The sequence below is a fragment of the Erwinia sp. E602 genome, assembly GCF_018141005.1.
Taxonomy (GTDB): Bacteria; Pseudomonadota; Gammaproteobacteria; order Enterobacterales; family Enterobacteriaceae; genus Erwinia.
Genome location: NZ_CP046582.1, coordinates 2,536,293 through 2,553,622, shown reverse-complemented (window position 1 = coordinate 2,553,622; position 17,330 = coordinate 2,536,293). Strand labels below are relative to the sequence as shown.

Below are 17,330 nucleotides of genomic sequence, written 5' to 3'. Positions count from 1 at the left end.
GGAGTAGTCCCCCATAAGGATTAAATATGAGTCAAGGTTTACAATGTTGGGATGAAAATGCTCAACTTGTAGTAGATTTAACAGATTATAGTATGCGATATATGGGTACTATCAATGTAAATATAACTGCCACACAGCGAGCATGGACAGTACCTTTTTCAGGTATGCGTCCTACAGGTTGGTTAGTAGTTCACCGCACAAGTAATATGACGGGTTTATTCATTGAATTTTACGCAATACCTGCGACTAATCAATTTGAAATTCGTTATCTTCAAAACGCGGCACCTACTGCACAAACTTTAGTATGTGATGTATATTCATATGATACGGGGGTCTAATGGCAGGATTTCAAGTATATAATGCAGCAGGGGCATTAACAATTGATAGTGAAGCAGGAAGGGCAGTAGTGCGGAGTGAGTTGAAGACAATTGGCCATTTAAGTGATAAAGGTTACTATGCTATTTCAAGTGCGTTTGGTAATGGGTCTACTTTAGGATTTCTTCAACCTAACTTTTTACCTGTATCTGGATTACGTTGGTTTCAGATGCGAACTGATGGCGAATATTGTATGCCTGGCTGTACATTATTTGAGGAAAAAAACGGAAGATTTATGATTAGTTCAAATACTGCCGCTATACAATCTGGTTACCTAGATGTTTTCGACGCATCAGGTAATCTCACCTGGTCTGCCGTTAGTGCTTCCTCAATGCCGCGTGTACGCGGACTGTTCACAGTACCAGCAAGCCACGATCTCAGTAGTCCGATTACCCTGACTTCACCTTTTTCAGATCCCTGGATTTGCGTAAGTCAAATGCCAGGGGCTATATCGGATGATGGTACTGTCACAGGTTATTCAGGAGTACTCATTCGAAGAAATAGCAGTACCAGTTATTCACTACAGTATGTAAGCCGTTATCAAAATAGTTATACTGCTGCAATGGGTAATAATGGGTTCAGTATTGCTTTAGCATCATTCGTAGGATACTAACTATAAATAGGAGTACATAGGACATTAAAGGAAAAGCAATGGACATTTTCACCATCGCCGGAGTATTGATTATCCCTCTTTTAGGTTTTCTATGGAAAATATACAGCTTCATTTCAGTTAAGAATGCACTTTTAAAAGAACGTATTTCTGACGCTGAAAATAAGTTAGTAATTATAAGCGGAAAAATAGACGCACTAGAGAACCAGCAAGAGAAATTGGAAGTTAAATTTGATACTTTAGATAGTCGCATTGATGCGATCAATTTGAAGATTGAAAGGATATTGACGATACTTGAGAAGCAATAAGAAAGGGGCGTATGCCCCTTTTTTTATTTGTTTGATATATATGAAATCATGTCATTTAGACGATTTGGTGTCTGTTCATACCATAGGCTGTCTTTTGCCTGGCGAATTGCTTCCTTCCAGTCTTGTACTGCCAAGGCGGCCAACATCTTACGGAAGCGTTTAACGCCCATCAAGCCAAGTTGGAAAATCATGATGATCATGAATTCTTCCCAATCTTTAGGCAGATTAAGGCCAAGGGTACGGTACTGGTTTCGTGCAATACGAATATCTTCCCGTAGTAATGCTTCAGCTTCAACTGGCGTCATACCATCGTCAAAGTTTTCATATGGGGTAATAAGGTGGCCGTATCCGACTGTCTTATAGCCCAATGAATCCTTGTAGGGGTAAAACTTATCGTTTCGAAAATACCCAATTGATTTTTGGTACGTTTGAGTACCTTCATATTGTTTCAGTCTGTTAATTAGTTCCATTTCATTTTTCCCATAAATATAAGTATGAATATTTAGGGGAAATCAAAGTGAAAAAGTGGCATATGAACAACCCTAACGAGTGGGATATATCTGATGTAAACAGTGGACGTTATGCCGCTTTCGTCTATGTCATTCGTTTTGGTGAACAGTTTTATATTGGAATGAAGCACATCTATGTAAAGATTAGAGATATAAAGAATTTAAAGCACAGTACAAAAGAGTCCAACTGGGAAAAATACACTGGCAGTAGTAAATCAGTGAACCAGATGATTGCCGATGGCTGTGAATATGAAAAGTACATTCTATGGTGTTTTCGCACATCGGCAGAAGCTGCCATTATTGAAACTGCCCTAATATCATATTTCGGATTAAATCCAGACAATCTAAATAAAGCGATCATATGTCGTACAAGATTACCGAAAGACAGAACAGAACTTTTTAAAGTATTACAACAACTCGTTGAGGAATTAAAATGATTAACGGAACCAATAGCGTAAAGTCTTATATAAATAGGCAGGGTCAAAACTTTGGAAAGACCTTCAAAAAAGAGATAATCAACAGGACAAGACGCCTGGCGGTTCAAATGCAGAAAGACCTGAACGAACATGTAGATAAAGGACCGGTGCCATTCACTGCCCGTAGTTTCCTTTTCACATACAAACAGACGGCTACGGGAGTAACTACAAGCATTATTGTCAAGGATTTACAGGCAAAGTACCTACGCGATATTATTACCGTACCGAAAAGCGAACTTGAATTTATACCTACATCATTTGCACGTATGAACAAGTTCGGTAACATCGCTGGCCTACGGGCAGGTATCAAGAGTGGGAAATTTAAAGTAGTGAAATCGGGCAATAAGAAACGCCTGATTGACACTAAGAAAAAGAAAAACAGGGTAGTCGCAGTCCGTGCGGCAAAGAAACGTAAACAAATATATGACTTCTACGAAGAAGGTACTAAAGGGATGCGGGCGATTGTGTCCGGCGTTCGAGGTCATTTCACAGTCAGGAAACTATAATGAACAATACATTTGAACAACATTACGAAGAACAAACGCCATACATTGCACTGGACGGTATTACCCCAACGGCGAATAGTGTCCCATTGACTACATCATTCCTATCTAAGAAGTTGCGTAAACAGATTAGTAAGGAAAGTATTCAGTGTGATAACTATATGAATGTCATTTTCGAAAAGAAACAGACATTCGAGAAAGTACTCAAATGGACTTTAAGAGAATTAGAGCTAGATGTTGTACTATTAGAAGAAAAACAACTTTTTGTAAGGGGTAAGCCATTTTGGGCTTACTGTGTGGTAATTATATGCTAAGTACAATAATTGACCTTGTAAAAGTCGGAATTGAATTTTTCACAAAAAGAAAAACACAAGAACAGCAAGTACAGGTCACCCGTGAAAACGGACAAGTAGAAACAAACATTCATGAAATCGAAAAAGTGGGGTTCCACTGGCGTAACTTCCTAGGTTTTGTATTATCAACCGTCATTCTATATAATTGGATCATTGTTCCAATTTTAGATTGTTTTGGCGTAGTGTTAATTCAAGTACCTTTTGGGCAGTTAATTCAGATTTTGGTTTTAATGGTAGGAGGTTCATAATCACAACTCCGCACCACGCAGTATGGGTGTAACTATCATAGTAATAAACATAATCTCCTTCAGCACTATGAACAAAAGATCGGTTAAAAGCGTTGTCGATTTAATGATCTCGATTTTTTATAATTAGTCTATTCAATTAATTTTTAAGAATACAAAGCTAATTCGCAAGTGGTTTTTTCAAAGAAAAGTCAGCTTGATAGTCAGATTTAATTAGCGTTGCTTTTCAATCATTAAGCAACAGAGATTGACGCAGTGGTATCGTTTGCGTTCTTACTAGTTTTTCTAACTATATAGAAGTGTTAAATCAGACAATAATTGTGGCGTTTGTTTCTCTTTTATAGTCCATGCTATCATTTAGTGTAAGAATTTTCTGAAAATTATGATTGGCGTTTTCTTCCTTTTATAGTACATTAGATATTCTTCCTTCTAAAACAGGGGGTCGTAATGGACTCTAAAACTAGTATCTGGCTTAATGAGGCTTTGCCTAAATTCGAACTCTTAGGAAAACATGTTGCTTTCATTATCGAGAATATTTTACAGCAAAATAAAATTGATTACCTTTCGGTGAGCTACCGAACAAAAACGAAAGAAGGAATAGTCGAAAAAATAGAAAGGAAGAGTTATAAAAAATTAGAATCTGACATGACTGATATTTCTGGTGTTCGTGTGATTCTATACTTAGACTCCGATATTCCCAAAGTTTGCTCGCTTATTTCTGATGTTTTCAAGGTTGATGTCGATAATAGTACAAATAACGATCAAAGACTTTCATCAGATCGTATTGGATATCGTTCCATGCATTTTGTATGTGAAATTGGCAATGAAAGAGAGCATCTGAGAGAATATCAATACATAACCAATTTGAAGTTTGAAATACAAGTCCGTACTATGCTTCAGCATGCCTGGGCTGAATTAACACATGATCGGAATTACAAGCTCGGTAAAAACCTACCAATGCATATTCAGAGGAAGATTAATCTGTTCTCAGCTGTACTTGAAGTTGCGGACCAGGGTTTTACTGAAATTGTTAAAATGATCGATGACTATACAGATTCCTTTAAAGAGCAGAATTATGAAGAAATTCTTGATCGAGAAATTGATTCGATCTCTTTATATGAATTCGTACAAAAGTTTGACGAAGAAAATGGCGTTGATTTTAAACCGGTGAGTAATTGGGGTGGCTCGATTACTGACCAACTACTAAAAGAATTAGATCACATGGGTATTAATACTTTAAAAGATCTGTCAGCAATAATTCCTGATAACTACAAAGAGAATCTTGAATCTTCGTCCATTAGACCAAATATATATAGTTTTGTAAGAAACATTTTGACTATCAAAGATTATCAAAGATTAAGAACTGCTCCTGGTCTTAATTGGAGGATGGCGGAATCCGATGATTTCTCTAAAATTGAAAAACTCGAAAAGTTCTATTCTCACTATCTTAGTCCTGAGCAAATAACTCATATGCTTTCTATGTTTACATGGACTCCAGAGGACGAGGAAGTTGATTAGAACGATTGACCTTCGATACACGCATTAATAAAAGTTTTTAATTTATTAATATTCAGTGTCAATGGATTGACGCTGATTACCACAACTAATGTGTTTTATACTCATCCATTTATGACCTATCTTCAGACTATAAATTTACTTTTGGCCATAAAAAAGTTGTTTACTATTCATACCCCTGCTTTATTTCAGTACCAATTGATGTGTCGGGATATAACTGTATAGGAACAGATGTTAACACTGATTTTCATGATTGCTATACGTTAGTAGTCACTACCGTGTCATCAATATAACCGCCGGTTCCCTCATGTGTCGCAGTCGGCGCACAGCCGCTCACGCCCAGTGCCAGTACCGCCGCCACCGCCATTGCCGACAAGACTTTAAATAACTTCATTGCTGTTCTCCCTGTTATCGATAAAAAAGCCTGAACCACCTGCTTAGGGGTCGGTTTAAGTGTTGGATAAGGTGGAGGAAATCGCAAGGGTGCGGCGATGAAAAACAGGTGGGAAATGTGCGGTGGGGCGGGGATGCATAGTGCGGTTCCAGCAGGTTTGATGGTCGGAGGCGTAAAGTTAGCCTGATGACCCCTTCTTAAACATAATGCGCGGACTGCCAGATATTTAGGGAGAGCTAAAGCGTCAGGAGATCGGTTGGTTAGTCGGATCATCCATCAATCATCCTTATCTTAACCATGAGCGTTCGCTTTAACTAATAGTCAAATTCCATACAAAGAATAAGCCATCAAAGCCGAGCGTGGTGTGGTGAAGGACGCGAATTTTGCCCAATCCAAAACCAGACGTGATGAGGTTTACAGCCTTCAGGGGCGTGAACATTACAGTAAGTTGGCTGGAGTCCCGATAAATAATATTGATGATATGGTGGCCGCAATCCGCAGCGGTCGTGTTCATCCCAGCCAGTTGCCGGTAGACTTTGTAGAAATGAACGGAGTGAAGCTGATACTGAACACACGCACTTCAGTGACGCTCAACCGTGCTGGTATCCCAAAATCTGAATGGTATGGTGTTGATAAGACTAATGTTAAAGTCCCGGATGGTGCTGGCATAACCTTTAACGATCTGGCCAGCGATCAGTTAAAAACAAACAAGCTGCCGCCAACCGGCAGTCCCGATATTCCCCAGGGAGGTAAAAAATGAAATCCGGTCGTGGCGTGGTATATCTTGATCCCTATGAATGGCTGCCAGGTTATGGCGAAAATGCCGTTGCCCTAATTTATCAGGGTTCGGATCTGAGTGTGAGGATTGAGTACGACGATGAAGAGGGCGATGCTGCCTACTGCTATCGAGAATTGCATTTTAAACATGCCTGCGAATTCCGCAAGGCTGCTTTCCCTGGAGCCACTCATTCGGGTTGTGAACTTGAACTGGGGGATGGCAGGGTTAGTACACTTAATATCTACCCGGAGTCAGAAGTGGCTAAAGCGTGGAATCTTCACTTCAATAACCTATTCAGATTCAACCACTATACTCTCTGGTTTACAGCGGAAAACGTGAGTGTTGAGGTGATTGCCTGCGATGTGGAATTAAGTGATGTTGTCTACGTTCCCCGGGGCGTCTCGTAAAATCATGCCTGCTAGCCGCTTCTTAAAATTTTTTTCATCTGTGATTTAAAAGTCCCGGCCTTATGGTCGGGTTTTTTAACCATTATGACGAAATGCTAAATCTTCCAAAATTGGGGTTTTATCTTTACTGGCTATGTGATTTGCATTTTTTGTGGTGAGCATCCATTTTGAACTGTTATCTTGCAGATGGTTTTATTTTGAGATAAATTCAGTGGGAACCGTTTCAGTCAGCAAGACACCATTTTCAGACTTGTAAAGTTAAAGCCTAACCGGAGCGCTAATAGATTGAGAATCATTGGCTATTATCTATCGCAATCTTTCACTTGCCAGATTATACACTTCGCTGCGTTCCCGTTTACCAACAGCAACAACGGCGATAACAAGTTCGCCATCTATTACCTGATAAACCAGCCGAAAACCTGACGCACGCAGTTTTATTTTGTAGCAGTCCTTTATCCCACGCAGTTTTGCCGAGGGAATATGTGGGTTTTCACTGCATTTTTTCAGTTTTTTTGCAAACTGCTGTTGAATGGCTTTGTCCAACTTATGCCATTCCTTCAGCGCATCTTCCCTGAATTTGACCCGATACGTCACAGATAGCTATCCAGATCGACATCGATTAACGGCTGGTTACTGCGTTCGGCAACCTGCTTTACCAACTCCTGATCGTCCAGCGCATCAAGTAGCTTTTCATAAAGCTCAGCCGGGACGCAGTAAAAGGCGGGCTGGTTACGGTTCAGAATAGCAACAGGGAAGCCGTCTCCGGCGCTGACCGTTGCCATCGGGTTTTTCTTTAACTCGCTGATGCTGGCACTTGTGTCACTCAGAATGATAGCCGGCATATTGCCTCCATAAAGACCATTTAACAGGTCTTTACAGTACCTTCGAAAGGACCTGTTAACAAGTCTTTTATTATCTGCAATCAATTCAGCCAATTGGCCTTCTCTGCTGAAGACTGCCTGGTCGGTATTTTGCATGCAAACAAGCATCTGCACACGGCATATCCCTCATGTCCCGTATGGATACCAGCCATCCTGCACAAAGCTATTGAACGACACCAGACAGGCTAAATCAGGTGCGGCGAACATTGATTCCCGGCTTAAAAACTACAAAAAACCCCAAAATGAGATCTGGATCAAAATTTTTAAACGTCCGCCTCTTTCACCTAGGATCTCCCTGTTGTCGGACAAATCCTAATACTCTAGTATCGGTAGAACGTTCTACTAGAACGTTCTACTCACAAAAAAAAACAGCGTGTGATCGACACTCAACGGGGTTACAACTCAGGGGAATCAGCATGAGTCTGGCATCAGGTTTCATGAAGTCACTATCTAAACTTTCAATGATCGGGCGGGCGTTAATGCTGCCGATTTCATTGCTTCCCGCCGCCGGTCTGCTGCTGGCCTTTGGCGATAAATTCAATCTGCCGCTGATGATGCACGCCGGCGGGGTAATTTTTGATAACCTGCCGATGCTGTTCGCCATCGGCTCTGCGGTGGGGCTGGCGTCGGAATCCGGTATTGCCGCGCTGTCGGCGGCGGTGTCGGTGTTTGTCACCAACATCACCATCAGTACCGTGCTGGGCATCACCCCGGAGATGGCCTCGCAGGGCGGAAAATATGCCATGGTGGTCGGTATCCCGTCGCTGCAGATGGGGGTGTTCGGTGGCCTGCTGTGCGGTATTCTCGCCGCCTGGTGTTATAACAAGTTCCATACCATGCGCCTGCCGGAGTTTCTCGGCTTCTTCGCCGGTAAGCGGTTTGTCGCTATCGCCACCGCGATCCTGTCGTTTGGTATGGGCATGCTGCTGCCGTATATCTGGCAACATATCCAGGCCGGTATCGATTCACTGTCGGTGATCGTCAACGGCGATAATCAGGCTGCCTCGACCTTTATCTTTGGCCTGGTTGAGCGCGCGCTGATCCCGCTGGGTCTGCACCATATCTGGTACCCTTCATTCTGGTATTCGTTTGGCGACTACACCACCCAGGCCGGCCAGGTGATCCACGGTGACCAGACCATCTGGTTCAAAATGCTGGAAGAGGGCGTCAAGTCGTTCAGCACCGACTCCTACCAGAACGCCGGCAAGTTTATGCAGGGTGAGTTCCCGCTGATGCTGTTTGCCTTACCTGCAGCCTGCCTGGCGATGTACCATGAGGCCCACAGCAAAAACAAAAAAATCGCCGCGGGTATTCTGTTCTCCGCCGCGCTGACCTGCTTCCTGACCGGGATTACCGAGCCGGTTGAATTTACCTTTATCTTTGTTGCGCCGATCCTGTACGTCTTTAACGCCATCATGGCCGGCCTGGCCTATATGTGTATGTACCTGCTGCATGCGCATATTGCTAAATCCTTCTCTGCCGGATTTATTGACTATCTCTCGTTCGGTATTCTGCCGTCGTTTAACGGTTACCAGACCAACTATCTCAGCGCGGTCATTATCGGCGTGCCGATGGCGCTGATTTACTACTTCACCTTCCGCTTCGTGATCCGTCGTTTTAACGTCAAAACGCCGGGGCGTACCGACGTCTCTACCACGGCGAACGACAAGTCAGATGAAGAGCTGGCCAGCGAGATTATCGGCCTGTTAGGCGGTGAAAAGAACATCACCTCTGTCGGATCCTGCATCACCCGCCTGCGTCTTGAAGTGGCGCAAGGCGAGGCGGTGGATAAAGAGGGGCTGAACGCGCTGGGCGCGCGCGGCGTGGTCTTCGTCGGCGACAACGGGATTCAGGTTATCTTCGGCGCCCGGGCCCAGTTCATTGCACAAACCATGTCGAAAAAGACTGGAAAATGATAGGCTAAGCGGCCCTCCACCCAGGGTGGGTGGCCGCTGAATCTGGCTGGAAATGGCATTGAGTGAAAGGAGTTGATTTGAAGAAGGTGAGCATTATCGACGTGGCTAAACAGGCCGGTGTATCTGTTTCCACCGTCTCTCTGGTGCTGCGCCAGAAGGGAAAAATCTCCGATGCCACCATCAGTAAAGTTCGTGCCGCCATCGACGCGCTCGGCTACGTGCATAACGTGGCGGCGGCTAACCTTCGTTCAAATACCTCTAATCTGATTGGGCTGATCCTGCGTGACTTCAGCGACAGTTTTTCCATTAAGGTGATGGCGAGCATCGTGCAGTATCTGGAGCAGGAAGGCTATATGGTGTTCCTTGGCCAGCCTGCCGACGAAGATGAGCATCTTGAACGCTGCCTGCTGTCGTTTCAGCAGCAGGGCGTCGCGGGGGTGATCTACCTTGCGTCTGACCCGACGACGAAGCATCTGCCGGAAAAAATTCGCCAGTGCCCACTGCCGTTAGTGGTCGTTTCACAGTCGCTGATGGAGGAGAACTGCAATCTGGTGATGCGCGACAATCGTCAGGCGGCCAGCCTGGCGACCCGCTATCTGATCGAACGCGGCCACCGCAGCATTGCCTATATCGGCGGTGATGAAAATGACCGCATCCGCCAGCAGCGGCTGGCGGGTTTCTACGGCGCGCTGAAGCAGTACGGGCTGGTGATGCGCGATGAGTCGACGCCGGCGTGCAGCGGCGGCACCCACGCCGCCGGCAGTGCCGCCCGCCAGCTGCTGGAGAGTAATAACAACATCACCGCGCTGCTCTGCCACTCGCCGGACGCGATGATCGGCTGCATCAGCGGTATTCATCAGGCCGGTCGTACGGTGGGTAAGGACGTATTCCTTGCTCAGCAGGTCGCCCTGGTCGGGTTCGAGGATATGTTGCATGTTAATTTAACCTCTCCCTCGTTTACCTATGTTTCGTCGGCCAGCGAAGAGAACGGCCGTCAGGCCGGGTCGCTGATGATCCGCAGGCTGAAAGATCCGGAACTGCAGTTCCAGCGGATTACCCTGTCCGGGGAGCTGGTTATTCGCGAGTCGGCCTGATGCGGATAATAATGCGCGGGATTGATATTATTTAAATGTGATAATTTTTTAGTCTTTATAGAGTGCCGTTAAATTTAATTTATGCGCCGTCTCCTGATTATCAGGCGGTTCGCGCACGTCATAATATTGTTTAAACAGTGCAGAGCTATGCTATCTGCATTCTACTTTACGCATAAGGTTACGTATGAGACTGATCCCCCTGGCAACAGCTGAACACGTCGGTAAATGGGCCGCGCGCCATATCGTCAAGCGCATCAACGCTTTTAATCCAACGGCGGAACGTCCGTTTGTTCTGGGCCTGCCCACCGGCGGCACGCCGCTTAGCGCCTATAAAGCGCTGGTGGCGATGCACCAGGCCGGCCTGGTCAGCTTTCAGCACGTCGTCACCTTTAATATGGATGAGTACGTGGGCCTGCCGCAGGAACATCCGGAAAGCTATCACAGCTTTATGCACCGCAACTTCTTTGACCACGTGGATATTCAGCCGGAAAATATCAATCTGCTGAACGGCAACGCGCCGGATATCGACGCTGAATGCCGTCGCTACGAAGAGAAAATCCGCAGCTACGGCAAAATTAACCTGTTTATGGGCGGCGTGGGTAACGACGGCCATATCGCCTTTAACGAACCTGCCTCGTCGCTGGCTTCCCGCACCCGGATTAAAACCCTGACCCATGACACCCGCGTGGCCAACTCCCGCTTCTTCGGCGGCGACGTTAGCCTGGTGCCGAAATGTGCGCTGACCGTTGGCGTCGGCACGCTGCTGGACGCCGAAGAGGTGATGATCCTGGTGCAGGGGCACGCCAAAGCGCAGGCGCTGCAGGCGGCGGTGGAGGGCAACGTCAACCATATGTGGACCATTACCTGCCTGCAGCTGCACCCGAAAGCGCTGATCGTCTGCGATGAACCCTCGACCATGGAGCTGAAGGTGAAGACGCTGAAGTACTTCACGGAAATCGAGGCTGAGAACGTTAAGGGGCTGTAGTTGAGATAGCCGGTGCATTTCGTGTCAACACTCGCACTTTAAGGCAAAGAGCTGACTTGAGTTAGTCCCGTTATGGGACTAGCATGAGTGCATGAAAATTATCTCTATCCGCACTCTTAAAGACTTTTGGGAAAGGAATCCTGACTCTGAGCAGGCGATCAAGTCATGGATTGATGAAGCTTCGAAAGCGACCTGGCAGTCGCCGGCTGATATCAAGTCCCATTATCGCAGTGCCAGTATTTTGAAGAATCGGCGGGTAGTGTTTAATATTAAAGGCAATAATTATCGACTTATCGTCGCTATTGCTTACAAGCGCGGTTGGATGTTTGTGAAGTTCATTGGTACTCACCGTCAGTATGACAATATCGATGCCGAAACCGTCGAGTTGGAGTAATTTATGATTCAAATCAAGCCTATTCGTACAGAAGCCGACTACGAAGCCGCATTAAAGCTGATTGAACCCCTGTTCGACAACGAGCCAGAGCTGAATACTCCGGAAGGTGATTTCTTTGAGATCATGTGCTTGCTGATCGAGGACTGGGAGAAGAAGCACTACCCCGTCGATTCGCCCGATCCCATTGAAGCGATTAAATTCCGCATGGAACAGCAGGGACTCACTGCGAAAGATCTCGAACCTGCTATTGGGCGCAGAAACCGGGTCTACGAAGTGCTCAACGGTACGCGCAATCTCACCCTGCCGATGATTCGTGAGCTTCATCGGCAGTTTAATATCCCGCTGGAGTGTCTGATTGGCTGCCGCGAGTAAGTTGTGCAGCGACCTGAACGCGCTACGGCAGTGGATTACAATCTGCGCAACAACCTTGCCGGATTTCCGGCATAAATCCCTTTTATCTCAACCGGCCTGACCACCACGCTGCCCGCTCCGATTACCGCGCCGCTGCAGACAGATGGCGTCAGGATGGTTGCGCCGCTGCCAACGGTAACATGGTCGCCCAGGGTGATGGCGATCCAGCTCTCTGCCGAGGCATCAGGCGCTCCGCTGCGAAACAGGTCGTTGGCAAAAGTGACGTTGTGGCCGATAAAACAGTGCCGGCCAATGGTGACGTTTTCACAGATAAAGCTGTGTGACTGGATGCGGCTGCCCTGGCCGATCACGCTGCCTTTTTGAATTTCAACAAAGGGGCCAACAAAGACATCATCATGCAGTTCGCACTGGTAAATGTTGGCGGGCTGGATAATGGTGACGTTGTTTCCCGCCACCACGTCGCGGACAGCGCATTCGAGCAGTTTCATCAGTTCAGCCTGAAAGTGGTCGGCTTACGGCTGGGTGAAGCCGGGAGCCGGAGTAACATTAAGCTCACTGTAGGTAATCGGCCAGGAGCTGTCCAGCGAGCTGCTCAAACTGCTGCGTAACATGCTGTCTGAGAGACGGAACGGCCTGAGTAACAACTGTGCTACGCGACAGGACAATTTTACGCAGTTGCGGAAAGGGAAAATAGTTGCGGCGACAGCGCGGAGCACGGTGTAAACCGAGCTGAGAAGATAGAGCATTTTTTGAGCGGAAATCTTGAGGCTCAGATCAAAAAAAAGACAGTCGTCGCGAAAACTAAGAAAAGCAACGATTGATCGCGGGTGGGGATGTGCGTTTTAGTTATTTATACAGGGCGGCTCAAGCAGCTATTTTGACACTGTCGCCTCATTCTACAGGGGGATGACATGAAACTTGGCGCATTTATGATGCCAGCGCACCCGCAGTATCGCACACCCGCTGACGGAAACTTCAGGAAAACGCGATGAACAGAACCACATTCCGCGGCTGGCATATGGTGGCGGCCGTGCATCTTTTACTGGCGTTGATTTTCGGTGCGGCCTACTCCTTTGGGGCATTCTTCAGTAGCCTGCAGGAGAATTTTGATGCAGATCGTTTTTCGACCGCATCGATATTCTCACTGACCGCGCTAATCTATTACGTCGTGGGCGTTTTCTCCGGTTCGTGGAGCGACAGAACCTCGGTTCGTACCGTTACAGGCCTCGGAATTGTGCTGCTCGCGCTTGGCTTTCTGGTCAGTAGCCTGATGTCATCCTCACTGTCACTGTTCCTGGCAACCTTTTGTAGCCTGGTCGGGCTGGGCGTTGGCCTGGTCTACGTACCGGCAGTATCGACCATTCAACGCTGGTTCATTGTACATCGCAGTTCGGCTTCGGGTCTTGCCCTGGCCGGAACGGGGCTGGGCACGCTGGTCGGGCCGATGGTTGCCGGGTGGCTGATGCGGCATCTGTCCTGGCAGAGCACCATGCAGATTTATGCCGCAGCCATTGTCGTGCTGGGGCTGACTGCGGCGGTTTATCTGCGTGGAAAACCACAGGATATTGGGCAGCAACCTGACGGACTGACCCCTGAAGCGTTCAACGATGTGAAATCACCTGCATCTAATCGCAGCGTTACGCTGGGTGAAGCGGTGCGTCAGCCTGCTTTCTGGTGGTTTTTTATGGCGATTTTCTTCGGATCGATCGGCCTGTTCCTCGCGCTGGTCCATATCAATCCCTATGCCCGTCAACAGGGGATTGAAGCCACCCAGGCCAATCTGCTGATTGGTCTTATAGGTGTGGGCAACATTGCTGGCCGGCTGGTACTCGGGCGTCCAGGCGATCGCATAGGTGCCCAGCGTTTTCTGATCGTGGTCACGTTAAGTCTGGTCGTGCTGTGCGGTCTGTGGAGTGTGGCACACAGCTTTATGGCTCTCGCTGTGTTCGCACTGCTGTTTGGCGCGGCTAACGGCGGGTGCATCGCGCTGTATCCGGCGGTCGCCAGTAGTTGGTTTGGCACTGCCAACCTGGGTGCCATCCTCGGTGCCCTGTACATCGCCGTCGGTATCGCCGCCGTTGCGGGCGGAAGTTTCGCCGGGCTGCTGTATGATTTTTACCGAAGCTATACGCTGTCCATCGTTCTGGCGGGGGGCGCGGCCTTGCTGTCGGTTGCCGGTATCGTGCTGGCCGCAAGGCACGCTGCGCGTCATGTGTGATCCCACAACACAGCCCAGGCGGCGAACAGGGGCTCAAACCCTGCGTTGATGGAGCCAGCAGAGCAACATGGAGCATCTCGGCTGAGATCAACGCGCGGTATCGCAGTACCGGTGTATGCAAAAACCACCGGCTGGTGTTAAACATTGCGCGAAGCCACTACAGATAATTGACTGTAATATAAGGCTTAATTTTAACGTGGATTTTTTCCAGTTTTCAACGATTGATCGCAAAATTTCAATAGGCAAAATCTAAAGATAACTACCGGGCAACCCGGCAAAATCGTCTGTGCGTTAAGTTGAACACAAATCTGTTCGCCAGGGGCGATAAAGACCCCGCATAAAAACAATAACCATAATGAATGACAGCATGGAACCCGTCGATATGCTTAGTACTTTTCCTGTTACTTACCGCGATGCGGTGCAAATTGTCAGCAATGGAAAGCCGTTACCGGACTTTATGCGTCTGGTGATCTCCGAAGATTTTCCCAACCTGCACGACGGTCTCGATAACCCGCTGCTGCGCGATCTCTCCGGCTACTGCAAGCTGTGGCTGGGCAACCTCGGGGCAGGGCACACCACCCTCAAGGCCCTGCAGGACGGCATGTTTGAAGCGGCGCGCCTGGACGCCGGCTTTATGGCCGACAATATCGATAAACCGACCTGGCCGGTGCTGTTCGGGCACCTGCGCGGCTACTGTGAGCAGATTTTGCCGCCGCTGGACGCCACCCCGGCGCAGATGGCCAGACTGGATTTAGCCGGTTAAGCCAAATGAAGGTGAGCGGCATGCGCAGTCCGGCCTGACCGACCAGCCTGACCTGCCGCGGTGTACCTGCCAGTGCGTCCCCGCGAGCAAGGTTCACCCTGGCTTTGTGGCACGAAACCCATCAGTTAAGCAGATAAAAAAAGAGGACGCTGTCACCAGCGTCCTCTTTCTGTTTTCGCGCCCGGCCCACGGTTAATGGCGGGTGCCGGCCTTCAGCCTACTGACAAACGCCGTCAGCTCGCTGAGCATCACGTCCGGCGTCTGGTGATGCTGCTCGATGATTTTCACAATCGCCGAACCGGAGATCGCCCCGGCCGCGCCGGCGGCGATGGCTTCCGCCACCTGCGACGCTTCCGAGATACCAAAGCCCTGCAGCGGCGGCGCGGCGTGATACTCGGCCAGCTTATCCACCAGGTGCTTCAGCGGCAGGCTGGCGCGGGTCTCTGAACCGGTTACCCCGGCGCGGGAGAGCAGATAAGTGTACCCGCGCCCGTGCGAAGCGATCTCGCGCAGCAGATCGTCATCGGCGTTCGGCGGGCAGATAAAGATCGGTGCCACGTTGTGGCGCAGCGCCGCCTGGCGGAACGGGGCCGACTCTTCCACCGGCACGTCGGCGATCAGCACCGAGTCAACGCCGGCCTGCTGGCAGCGGGCGTAAAAGTTGTCGATACCGTTGGAGAACACCAGGTTGGCGTACATCAGCAGGCCGATCGGCATCTCCGGGTACTTCTGGCGGATGGCCGCCAGCATCTCAAAGCAGACCGCCGGGGTGGTGCCTGCGGCGAAGGCGCGCAGCGCGGCGTTCTGAATGGTCGGGCCGTCGGCCAGCGGATCGGAGAAGGGGATGCCCAGCTCCAGCGCGTCGGCGCCGCCGGCCACCAGCGCGTCGATAATTTTCAGCGACAGCTCGGGCGTCGGGTCGCCGAGGGTGACGAAGGGCACAAAGGCACCTTCGTTGCGGTCTGCCAGACGTTTAAAACAGCGTTCGTAACGTTCCATCACAGCTCTCCCTTCGCGGTGAAAATGTCGTGCACGGTGAAAATATCTTTATCGCCGCGGCCGGAGAGGTTGACCACCAGCAGCTGCTCTTTTTCCGGGTTCTCACGCGCCATCTTCAGCGCGTGGGCCAGCGCGTGGGAGGACTCCAGCGCCGGAATAATCCCCTCGCTGCGGCACAGGGTTTTAAACGCGTCCAGCGCCTCGTCATCGGTAATTGAGACATATTCGGCGCGGCCGATGCTGTTCAGGTGGGCGTGCTGCGGCCCGACCGACGGGAAGTCCAGCCCGGCGGAGATCGAGTAAGACTCTTCGATCTGGCCGTCTTCGGTCTGCATCATCGGCGCTTTCATGCCGAAGTAGATGCCGACGCGGCCGTGCTTCAGCGGCGCGCCGTGCTCGCCGGACTCGATGCCGTGGCCGGCCGGCTCGACGCCGATCAGCCCGACGCTTTCGTTATCAATAAAGTCGGCAAACATGCCGATGGCGTTCGAACCGCCGCCGACGCAGGCGATCACCGCATCCGGCAGTCGGCCCTCTTTTTCGAGGATCTGCGCTTTGGTCTCTTCGCCGATCATCCGCTGGAACTCGCGCACGATGGTCGGGAACGGGTGCGGGCCGGCGGCGGTGCCGAGCATATAGTGCGCGGTGTCGTAGCTGCCGGACCAGTCACGCAGCGCCTCGTTACAGGCGTCTTTCAGCGTCGACGAGCCGCTGTGCACCGGGATCACCTCGGCGCCCATCAGCTTCATGCGGAACACGTTCGGCGACTGGCGTTCAATATCCTTGGCACCCATATAGATGCGGCACTTGAGGCCGAGCAGGGCGCTGGCCAGCGCCGACGCCACGCCGTGCTGACCGGCACCGGTCTCGGCAATAATCTCTTTTTTACCCATCCGCTTCGCCAGCAGCGCCTGGCCCAGCACCTGGTTGGTTTTGTGTGCGCCGCCGTGCAGCAGGTCTTCACGCTTCAGGTACAGGCGGGTTTTGGTGCCGCGGGTCAGGTTGTTACACAGGGTCAGCGCGGTCGGGCGGCCGGCGTAGTTTTTCAGCAGGTCGGTAAATTCCGCCTGGAAGGCCGGGTCGCTCTGGGCGCTGATAAACGCCTCTTCCAGCTGCAGCAGCGCGGGCATCAGGATCTGCGGCACGTACATGCCGCCGAACTCACCAAAATAGGGATTTAACTTAGTCATGACCGTCTCTCTTCAATAGGTGGGCCGGGTGCAGCACCCGGCCTG

24 protein-coding genes are annotated in these 17,330 nt (G+C 49.4%); 17 read left to right on the top strand and 7 right to left on the bottom strand.

The window, feature by feature from the left end; translation table 11 throughout:
• Positions 1 to 26: 26 nt before the first annotated feature.
• The 3 genes from GKQ23_RS13065 to GKQ23_RS13055 are packed head-to-tail and all read left to right on the top strand — an operon-like array spanning position 27 to position 1,293.
• Positions 27 to 338: a hypothetical protein gene (locus GKQ23_RS13065; RefSeq protein ID WP_212408451.1), complete on the top strand. Its 312-nt coding sequence runs from the start codon at positions 27 to 29 to the stop codon at positions 336 to 338.
• Positions 338 to 988, top strand: a complete 651-nt coding sequence (locus GKQ23_RS13060; RefSeq protein ID WP_212408450.1) for a hypothetical protein — start codon at positions 338 to 340, stop codon at positions 986 to 988. The genes GKQ23_RS13065 and GKQ23_RS13060 overlap by 1 nt, the downstream gene beginning before the upstream one ends.
• Before the next feature lie 38 nt (positions 989 to 1,026).
• Positions 1,027 to 1,293 carry a hypothetical protein gene (locus tag GKQ23_RS13055; RefSeq protein WP_212408449.1) on the top strand — a complete coding sequence of 89 codons (267 nt, stop codon included), beginning with the start codon at positions 1,027 to 1,029 and terminating at the stop codon, positions 1,291 to 1,293.
• A gap of 23 nt (positions 1,294 to 1,316) precedes the next feature.
• Here the strand turns inward: GKQ23_RS13055 and GKQ23_RS13050 are convergent, their stop codons facing one another.
• Positions 1,317 to 1,763 (bottom strand): glycoside hydrolase family protein, encoded by a 447-nt coding sequence (locus GKQ23_RS13050; protein ID WP_212408448.1) that lies wholly within the window; start codon positions 1,761 to 1,763, stop codon positions 1,317 to 1,319.
• A 47-nt stretch (positions 1,764 to 1,810) separates the two neighbouring features.
• Between GKQ23_RS13050 and GKQ23_RS13045 the strand changes: the two genes are divergently transcribed.
• The 5 genes from GKQ23_RS13045 (at position 1,811) to GKQ23_RS13025 (ending at position 4,897) form a co-directional block, all read left to right on the top strand.
• Positions 1,811 to 2,239, top strand: a complete 429-nt coding sequence (locus GKQ23_RS13045) for a hypothetical protein (RefSeq protein WP_212408447.1) — start codon at positions 1,811 to 1,813, stop codon at positions 2,237 to 2,239.
• Complete coding sequence (locus tag GKQ23_RS23900) at positions 2,236 to 2,784, top strand: hypothetical protein (protein ID WP_249168403.1); 549 nt, start codon at positions 2,236 to 2,238, stop codon at positions 2,782 to 2,784. Before GKQ23_RS13045 ends, GKQ23_RS23900 begins: the two co-directional genes overlap by 4 nt.
• Entirely contained in the window at positions 2,784 to 3,095 is a 312-nt protein-coding gene (locus tag GKQ23_RS13035; RefSeq protein WP_212408446.1) for a hypothetical protein, read from the top strand. Before GKQ23_RS23900 ends, GKQ23_RS13035 begins: the two co-directional genes overlap by 1 nt.
• Complete coding sequence (locus GKQ23_RS13030; protein WP_212408445.1) at positions 3,089 to 3,382, top strand: hypothetical protein; 294 nt, start codon at positions 3,089 to 3,091, stop codon at positions 3,380 to 3,382. Before GKQ23_RS13035 ends, GKQ23_RS13030 begins: the two co-directional genes overlap by 7 nt.
• A 444-nt stretch (positions 3,383 to 3,826) precedes the next feature.
• Positions 3,827 to 4,897, top strand: a complete 1,071-nt coding sequence (locus GKQ23_RS13025) for a GTP pyrophosphokinase family protein (protein WP_212408444.1) — start codon at positions 3,827 to 3,829, stop codon at positions 4,895 to 4,897.
• Between the two features lie 253 nt (positions 4,898 to 5,150).
• Here GKQ23_RS13025 and GKQ23_RS13020 read toward each other — a convergent pair whose 3' ends face one another.
• Entirely contained in the window at positions 5,151 to 5,288 is a 138-nt protein-coding gene (locus GKQ23_RS13020; protein ID WP_212411972.1) for a hypothetical protein, read from the bottom strand.
• A gap of 367 nt (positions 5,289 to 5,655) precedes the next feature.
• Between GKQ23_RS13020 and GKQ23_RS13015 the strand changes: the two genes are divergently transcribed.
• Together GKQ23_RS13015 and GKQ23_RS13010 are read left to right on the top strand one after the other, a co-directional pair.
• Positions 5,656 to 6,048, top strand: a complete 393-nt coding sequence (locus GKQ23_RS13015; protein WP_212408443.1) for a hypothetical protein — start codon at positions 5,656 to 5,658, stop codon at positions 6,046 to 6,048.
• Complete coding sequence (locus GKQ23_RS13010) at positions 6,045 to 6,473, top strand: hypothetical protein (protein ID WP_212408442.1); 429 nt, start codon at positions 6,045 to 6,047, stop codon at positions 6,471 to 6,473. Before GKQ23_RS13015 ends, GKQ23_RS13010 begins: the two co-directional genes overlap by 4 nt.
• A gap of 306 nt (positions 6,474 to 6,779) precedes the next feature.
• On the opposite strand, the gene GKQ23_RS13005 is transcribed toward GKQ23_RS13010, so the two are convergent.
• Positions 6,780 to 7,067, bottom strand: a complete 288-nt coding sequence (locus tag GKQ23_RS13005; RefSeq protein ID WP_212408441.1) for a type II toxin-antitoxin system RelE/ParE family toxin — start codon at positions 7,065 to 7,067, stop codon at positions 6,780 to 6,782.
• On the bottom strand, positions 7,064 to 7,315 hold the full coding sequence (locus GKQ23_RS13000) for a type II toxin-antitoxin system Phd/YefM family antitoxin (RefSeq protein WP_212411791.1): 252 nt from the start codon (positions 7,313 to 7,315) through the stop codon (positions 7,064 to 7,066). The genes GKQ23_RS13005 and GKQ23_RS13000 overlap by 4 nt, the downstream gene beginning before the upstream one ends.
• A 455-nt stretch (positions 7,316 to 7,770) precedes the next feature.
• Here GKQ23_RS13000 and GKQ23_RS12995 point away from each other — a divergent pair, with 455 nt between their 5' ends.
• The 5 genes from GKQ23_RS12995 to GKQ23_RS12975 all read left to right on the top strand — a co-directional run bounded on the left by GKQ23_RS12995 (position 7,771) and on the right by GKQ23_RS12975 (position 12,115).
• Positions 7,771 to 9,270: a PTS transporter subunit EIIC gene (locus GKQ23_RS12995; protein WP_212408440.1), complete on the top strand. Its 1,500-nt coding sequence runs from the start codon at positions 7,771 to 7,773 to the stop codon at positions 9,268 to 9,270.
• Between the two features lie 77 nt (positions 9,271 to 9,347).
• A complete protein-coding gene (malI, locus tag GKQ23_RS12990) occupies positions 9,348 to 10,364 on the top strand; it encodes a Mal regulon transcriptional regulator MalI (protein ID WP_212408439.1) in 1,017 nt (338 codons plus the stop codon).
• Between the two features lie 184 nt (positions 10,365 to 10,548).
• On the top strand, positions 10,549 to 11,349 hold the full coding sequence (gene nagB / locus GKQ23_RS12985; protein ID WP_212408438.1) for a glucosamine-6-phosphate deaminase: 801 nt from the start codon (positions 10,549 to 10,551) through the stop codon (positions 11,347 to 11,349).
• A gap of 91 nt (positions 11,350 to 11,440) precedes the next feature.
• Positions 11,441 to 11,743, top strand: a complete 303-nt coding sequence (locus GKQ23_RS12980; RefSeq protein ID WP_212408437.1) for a type II toxin-antitoxin system HigB family toxin — start codon at positions 11,441 to 11,443, stop codon at positions 11,741 to 11,743.
• 3 nt (positions 11,744 to 11,746) lie between these two features.
• The gene (locus GKQ23_RS12975) at positions 11,747 to 12,115 is read left to right on the top strand and encodes a type II toxin-antitoxin system HigA family antitoxin (RefSeq protein ID WP_212408436.1); all 369 of its coding nucleotides are present in this window, start codon (positions 11,747 to 11,749) and stop codon (positions 12,113 to 12,115) included.
• A 35-nt stretch (positions 12,116 to 12,150) separates the two neighbouring features.
• Here the strand turns inward: GKQ23_RS12975 and GKQ23_RS12970 are convergent, their stop codons facing one another.
• Complete coding sequence (locus GKQ23_RS12970; protein ID WP_212408435.1) at positions 12,151 to 12,603, bottom strand: acyltransferase; 453 nt, start codon at positions 12,601 to 12,603, stop codon at positions 12,151 to 12,153.
• Between the two features lie 500 nt (positions 12,604 to 13,103).
• Between GKQ23_RS12970 and GKQ23_RS12965 the strand changes: the two genes are divergently transcribed.
• Complete coding sequence (locus GKQ23_RS12965) at positions 13,104 to 14,333, top strand: MFS transporter (protein ID WP_212408434.1); 1,230 nt, start codon at positions 13,104 to 13,106, stop codon at positions 14,331 to 14,333.
• Positions 14,334 to 14,715: 382 nt separating this feature from the next.
• Positions 14,716 to 15,096, top strand: a complete 381-nt coding sequence (locus GKQ23_RS12955; protein WP_146005476.1) for a hypothetical protein — start codon at positions 14,716 to 14,718, stop codon at positions 15,094 to 15,096.
• A gap of 192 nt (positions 15,097 to 15,288) precedes the next feature.
• On the opposite strand, the gene trpA is transcribed toward GKQ23_RS12955, so the two are convergent.
• Positions 15,289 to 16,095: a tryptophan synthase subunit alpha gene (gene trpA / locus GKQ23_RS12950; protein WP_212408432.1), complete on the bottom strand. Its 807-nt coding sequence runs from the start codon at positions 16,093 to 16,095 to the stop codon at positions 15,289 to 15,291.
• Positions 16,095 to 17,285, bottom strand: a complete 1,191-nt coding sequence (gene trpB / locus GKQ23_RS12945) for a tryptophan synthase subunit beta (protein WP_212408431.1) — start codon at positions 17,283 to 17,285, stop codon at positions 16,095 to 16,097. The genes trpA and trpB overlap by 1 nt, the downstream gene beginning before the upstream one ends.
• Between the last annotated feature and the right edge of the window lie 45 nt (positions 17,286 to 17,330).

What these genes read in the sequence shown, in the direction of transcription:
- GKQ23_RS13065 (WP_212408451.1), top strand. Translation starts at nt 27, where the DNA reads ATGAGTCAAGGTTTACAATGTTGGGATGAAAATGCTCAACTTGTAGTA.
- GKQ23_RS13060 (WP_212408450.1), top strand. Translation starts at nt 338, where the DNA reads ATGGCAGGATTTCAAGTATATAATGCAGCAGGGGCATTAACAATTGAT.
- GKQ23_RS13055 (WP_212408449.1), top strand. Translation starts at nt 1,027, where the DNA reads ATGGACATTTTCACCATCGCCGGAGTATTGATTATCCCTCTTTTAGGT.
- GKQ23_RS13050 (WP_212408448.1), bottom strand. Translation starts at nt 1,763, where the DNA reads ATGGAACTAATTAACAGACTGAAACAATATGAAGGTACTCAAACGTAC.
- GKQ23_RS23900 (WP_249168403.1), top strand. Translation starts at nt 2,236, where the DNA reads ATGATTAACGGAACCAATAGCGTAAAGTCTTATATAAATAGGCAGGGT.
- GKQ23_RS13035 (WP_212408446.1), top strand. Translation starts at nt 2,784, where the DNA reads ATGAACAATACATTTGAACAACATTACGAAGAACAAACGCCATACATT.
- GKQ23_RS13030 (WP_212408445.1), top strand. Translation starts at nt 3,089, where the DNA reads ATGCTAAGTACAATAATTGACCTTGTAAAAGTCGGAATTGAATTTTTC.
- GKQ23_RS13025 (WP_212408444.1), top strand. Translation starts at nt 3,827, where the DNA reads ATGGACTCTAAAACTAGTATCTGGCTTAATGAGGCTTTGCCTAAATTC.
- GKQ23_RS13020 (WP_212411972.1), bottom strand. Translation starts at nt 5,288, where the DNA reads ATGAAGTTATTTAAAGTCTTGTCGGCAATGGCGGTGGCGGCGGTACTG.
- GKQ23_RS13010 (WP_212408442.1), top strand. Translation starts at nt 6,045, where the DNA reads ATGAAATCCGGTCGTGGCGTGGTATATCTTGATCCCTATGAATGGCTG.
- GKQ23_RS13000 (WP_212411791.1), bottom strand. Translation starts at nt 7,315, where the DNA reads ATGCCGGCTATCATTCTGAGTGACACAAGTGCCAGCATCAGCGAGTTA.
- GKQ23_RS12995 (WP_212408440.1), top strand. Translation starts at nt 7,771, where the DNA reads ATGAGTCTGGCATCAGGTTTCATGAAGTCACTATCTAAACTTTCAATG.
- nagB (WP_212408438.1), top strand. Translation starts at nt 10,549, where the DNA reads ATGAGACTGATCCCCCTGGCAACAGCTGAACACGTCGGTAAATGGGCC.
- GKQ23_RS12980 (WP_212408437.1), top strand. Translation starts at nt 11,441, where the DNA reads ATGAAAATTATCTCTATCCGCACTCTTAAAGACTTTTGGGAAAGGAAT.
- GKQ23_RS12975 (WP_212408436.1), top strand. Translation starts at nt 11,747, where the DNA reads ATGATTCAAATCAAGCCTATTCGTACAGAAGCCGACTACGAAGCCGCA.
- GKQ23_RS12970 (WP_212408435.1), bottom strand. Translation starts at nt 12,603, where the DNA reads ATGAAACTGCTCGAATGCGCTGTCCGCGACGTGGTGGCGGGAAACAAC.
- GKQ23_RS12965 (WP_212408434.1), top strand. Translation starts at nt 13,104, where the DNA reads ATGAACAGAACCACATTCCGCGGCTGGCATATGGTGGCGGCCGTGCAT.
- GKQ23_RS12955 (WP_146005476.1), top strand. Translation starts at nt 14,716, where the DNA reads ATGCTTAGTACTTTTCCTGTTACTTACCGCGATGCGGTGCAAATTGTC.
- trpA (WP_212408432.1), bottom strand. Translation starts at nt 16,095, where the DNA reads ATGGAACGTTACGAACGCTGTTTTAAACGTCTGGCAGACCGCAACGAA.
- trpB (WP_212408431.1), bottom strand. Translation starts at nt 17,285, where the DNA reads ATGACTAAGTTAAATCCCTATTTTGGTGAGTTCGGCGGCATGTACGTG.